The following is a 4,766-nucleotide window of genomic DNA, read 5'->3' as shown; positions in this document are numbered from 1 at the left end:
ATTTGCCCCTCGAGCACGGATGCAGCCCGTTTCGACTGGGCAGAACCGAGTTCGCCCACGTACCGTATGTACTCCTCCGCCAGCGCATTGGCCAGCTTCGCAGCGAGGGCCGGGTCCTGATCCTGAACGGTTATCTCAATCACGCTGGTGTCTTTAACCACTTTTGTGGCGACCGCATCAGCAAATTCGCGGACGGTCGTCTTGGCCCCCACCTTTTCGAGGGCCGCCTGCAGCACGACAGGATGCTTGATGAGCAGCCGGTACCCCTCCGCGGTCAGGTTGAGCGGCCCACCCGTAGCCCTCACCACCGTTTCCACCGTGGGCGCCCCCTGAGGCGCTGGAGGTGGTTGAATGGGTACACCTATCGCTACCCTAGCCTCGTAGACAGTGGATAGGACCCACCAGCTCAGTATTGCCGCCACCATAAGCGATGCCGCCGTGATGCCGGCTATGATCCACTTTCGCCGCAGCAGTACAAGGATTATCTCCCGCAACGAAACCTCTTCCTCGGCCAAACCAGACCCCCCACTATCCTGCAACTAGCCGCCCTTGGCCCCAATTCGACACCCGCCGACCGTTCCCTCCCCGCACCCGCTCACGGGGGTTCTCGCTCCCTTCACGCCCGGGGTATGGAAAGACCAGTTGCGCACCAGGGGAGGGGCCGGTTCTGCACCGGCCCCTCGCCTTTGCCTCACCTGGGAGACAACTGCGGCTGCCCGTCACTCGACCGGTCGCACCGAGAGGACACGCAGCAGCGGACCGCGCATGTAGATCGTGGCAACCGTCCGCACGTAGCCGGTGACTTCAACCTCGCGTCCCTCGGAGGCCCGGAGCGCCGCCGCGAGGCGCTTCTCAGACGGATCGACCCAGAGCACGTACCGGTCATCCCCGACTTCCAGCTCGTAGTGGGGGACTTCGATAGTGCTCCACCGCACCTTACCCTTCAGGGTAGTTGTCTCCTCAAAGAGCGCCAGACGTTCCGCCAGCCGGTAGCACAGCATGGCGGCCTGCGCGCGGGTGACCAGCCCCTGGGGGGCAAACTCGGTGGCAGAGACACCGCGCATCAGCCCGTGCTCGTAGGCCGCGGCAACCGCCTCGGCAGCCCACCCCGAGACCTGCGCCGCATCAGCGAATGGCAGCTCAACCGTCGTCGGCCGCTCCAGCCGGGCTATCCTCATGGTCACCGCCGCCAACTGCTCACGCGTCAGCACCTCATCCGGCCGGAAGGTACCATCGCCGTAGCCCCGGAACACGCCGGCGCGCACAGCAGCTTCAACGGCGCTGAAGTACCACGCGTCGGAGGCAACATCGCTGAACGAGGGTGTGGCCGGAGTGACCGGCTGCAGCCCCAGCAGGGAAACGACCATCTTCGCCAGTTCCGCCCTGGTGACCGAACGGTCCGGCTCGAAGAGACCCGCGCCCGTTCCGGCCAGAATTCCACGCGCCGAGAGCAGTTCTACCGCCGACTGTGACCAGTGGCCGGTCACGTCCGTGTACGTCTTCGGTGTCACGAAGGGTGCGTAGTCTGAGAAGCTCTTCAACTCGGTCACGACCATCTGCCGGAGATTGTTAACCCGGCCGCCGACGCACGTGAAGCCAGCCTCCTCCAACCTGTAGATCATGGCCGCGCGAGGATCGCAACCCTCGAGCGCCTTCTCGTCGTACCTGATGCCCACCCGGACCGCCTTGGCGAGAGGCGCACTGCATTCGAAGCGCACCACCGGGCCGACAGCGCGGGCTCCCTCGGGCACCCGGTCTGGCCGATCAGCCACTATGCGGACGGAGAGCTTGGCTCCTTGCGGCAGAGCACCCTCCGGGATGTCCAGCATCACTTTGCCGTCGTGCAGGAACTCCACCTGAGCCTTGCCGGTGGCAACAACCTCTCCCGGCACGGGCTGCTCGGGCATCCCCACGCTGGGCGTCCAAACGGGCGGTGCGGGAGGCGCAACCGTGGAGAACTGCCAGGCCAACTCCTCGTTGGTGTGGCCACCAACATCGGTTACCGCACCCCGTTGCAGCGTCACTTGATAGGTTTTGCCCGGTTTGAGATTGAAACCGGTGAGGTTGACCACTTTACCCTGAGGTTCGGCCGTGACACCCTGCAGGGGGACGCCGTTCTCAAGCACGGCGACCGCCGGTGCGTAGACCGCTTTGATGAGCTTGTTGAAACGGACCGTCACCGCGGCAGTCGTGGGCACATCCCGGGCATCCCGCTGGGGCTGGTAACTTACCATCGCGAGCGGCTGCTGGGCGGCGTACGCCACGGCCGCGTGGGCATCCACGATACCGCCCGTCCTTACGCGCAGCCCTATGCCCGTGACCCCTTGCTCGATGGCGTAGACCACATCGTAGACCACATCCTCGACGCTCGGCTCCCATGCGGACAGGACCAAGGCTGCCGTCCCGGCCACGAAGGGCGCCGCCATGGATGTGCCATTCATGTACAAGTAGGGATCGGGTACCAAGAGGGAACGCGAGCCGACGTCCGCCAAGGGAGCAAACAGCGTTACGTAAGCCCCCACCAAGTCGAACCGTTGGTCATACGGGCTCTCGGTCGCGGGGTTCAAAGCCAGAGCGGGTACCTGCGTGACGAAGTAAGCACCAAAGTACTTCCTGAAGAAAGCCGAGCCATCTATTCCGTACCAGGCATACATCCCGCTCAAGAACAGCTTGCCGCCCTTCTCGAGGTACTCTTCCAGGTAAACCCGGTCAGCCACAGTCAGATTCGGCTGAGTAACGACCCCCCACTCATCCGTAACGCCAGGAGAGTACCCCGTGAACCAGACGACCGCGGCGTAATCCGACCTTATAGGTCCCTGGAGTGACTGGCCCCTAGGGAGAGTTACCCCATCGTAAACATAGCCCGAGGCCGTAAGAGCATCTGCGTATGACGTACTGACGCCAAATGGGCCGTCCTCCAGGTCATCGTCCACCAAGAGCACACGCGCGCCGCTCCGCACCCCCAGGACCTGTGCCAGGGTCCGGTACACCGCGTCGTCAACTTGAGTGTCCTCGACGTCTTCTGCCCCAAACCCCCAGAGCACAGTTTGGTACCCGTAGATCTCGCTGTACACTGCGACTGCTGCTGCCGCTCCGCCGAAGAGGGGCGTGGTGCTCAGGATAAGCTCGCCCGGAGCCGCCACATCCACTGACGACACCCCGTAGTTCGAAAAATACGCCAGATCCTGCGTCAATGCCGTAGCTGCAACAGAAACTATGTTCGGTAGGTCGAAGCAGGCCGGATATGTGGGCATCGTGTCGTTGTCCCGCCCCGCATTCCCGGCGGCAGCAACGAACAGCAACTTCGGATGCTGCTTCATCGCTTCGTACATCGCTTGGTCAAAAACCGAACTGCCGAAGCTCATGTTGACTATGCGCGCGCCCATGTTCGCTGCGTAGTGGATCGCCTGCACAATGGCCGACGTGGGGAGGCCCCCCTCGCCCCCGACGCGCAAAGCCATGACGCGCACTCCCGGCGCCACACCGCTTCCGCCCTCGCCGTTTCCCTTCGCCGCCGCGATGATGCCCGCCACGTGGGTGCCGTGGCCGGACTCGTCCATGGGATCGTTGTCACCGGCGAAGAAATCCCACCCGTACACGTCGTCCACATACCCGTTGCCGTCGTCGTCTTTACCGTTGACTGTCTCGTTAACGTTGCACCAGACGTTGCTTTCCAGGTCGGGGTGGGTGTAGTCGATACCAGTGTCTATCACTGCGACTACGATATCGTCGGTCCCTTCCGTGTGCCTCCAGGCTGCATCCGCTCCGACAGCATCGAGCCCCCATTGCTCGACGAGCAGGGGATCCACCTCGCCGTTACCCAAGAGGTGGTACAGGTAATTGGGTTGAGCGTACTCGATGAAATCGAGCTTGCTGAGTTCACGCACGACTTGCTGCACGTCGCCATCGCAGCGAAGGACAACTGCACCCGTGGGCAAATGAGCTGCTACCCTCGGCACCCTGAGACCCGCTACCGGACCCGCACTCTCCGAGAGCAGATGCATCCCGGCGAGCGGCCCAACCTTGAACTTGACGATTACTTCCCCCTCGACCCACAACCCGCTGTTGCTGCTCGCGATGGGCAGTTGCCTGTGCGGTACCGCCGCTGCAGCGGCGGGGCTACCGCCAATCAGTAGCAGCGAAATGACCACCGCCATCACCGCTGCGCCCACCCGGGTCCTGTGGTTCACGTTCCCACCTCCTATCACAGAATTGGATAAGGGAACCACGCAATTCCGGTATTGTCATTCTACTAATGGGCAATCATTCCTGCTCCGCCATATGTTGTCGGACCACGTAACCCCGCGACGGACCACCGCACTCCCCCTGCGGACCCCGGAGGCAGGCCGGTGACCAGACATCGCTGCCGGGCCCCGCCCCGTTCGGTTCCGCGCGGCAGGCCTCGGGAAGCAAACCGCGCACGACCGCCGCAGCCCCATCCCCCGCACCGGGTGGTGGCCGCGTCGTTGCCCGCCCGCCAGGGGATGATGTATTCTCTACGCAGGGCAGCCATTCGCGTATGGCTCGTCCACGAGGAGGGGTGTAGACATGAGCGACATCGACGATCGCGGTACCGGCGACGACGCGGGCACCCCCCAGACACCGCCTCCCGGCCCGGAGACGGCATCCCGCCTGGCCGAAGAGGCCCAGAAGGCCGTCAGCTACATCGCCTCACTGTCGGCGGGGGACATGATCCAATGGACCATTGCCGGCCTGGCGGAGAAGGCCTGGGAGCGCATGGGCCTGGTGGCTAACCCGGCCACGGG

3 protein-coding genes are annotated in these 4,766 nt (G+C 63.8%); 1 reads left to right on the top strand and 2 read right to left on the bottom strand.

The genetic code is table 11. The features are described 5' to 3' along the window. Both AB1609_15695 and AB1609_15690 read right to left on the bottom strand, forming a co-directional pair. Positions 1-515: Wzz/FepE/Etk N-terminal domain-containing protein (locus tag AB1609_15695; protein ID MEW6047895.1), on the bottom strand; the 515-nt coding region annotated here is incomplete at its 3' end. A 204-nt stretch (positions 516-719) separates the two neighbouring features. Further along, positions 720-4,190 (bottom strand): S8 family serine peptidase, encoded by a 3,471-nt coding sequence (locus tag AB1609_15690; GenBank protein ID MEW6047894.1) that lies wholly within the window; start codon positions 4,188-4,190, stop codon positions 720-722. 358 nt (positions 4,191-4,548) lie between these two features. Here AB1609_15690 and AB1609_15685 point away from each other — a divergent pair. After that, on the top strand, positions 4,549-4,766 hold a 218-nt coding region (locus AB1609_15685), incomplete at its 3' end, for a hypothetical protein (protein MEW6047893.1).

It is taken from the genome of Bacillota bacterium (assembly GCA_040754675.1).
In the GTDB taxonomy this organism is placed as follows: domain Bacteria; phylum Bacillota; class Limnochordia; order Limnochordales; family Geochordaceae; genus Geochorda.
The sequence above is the reverse complement of the archived record's forward strand: the minus strand, read 5'-3'. Positions and strand labels throughout refer to the sequence as shown.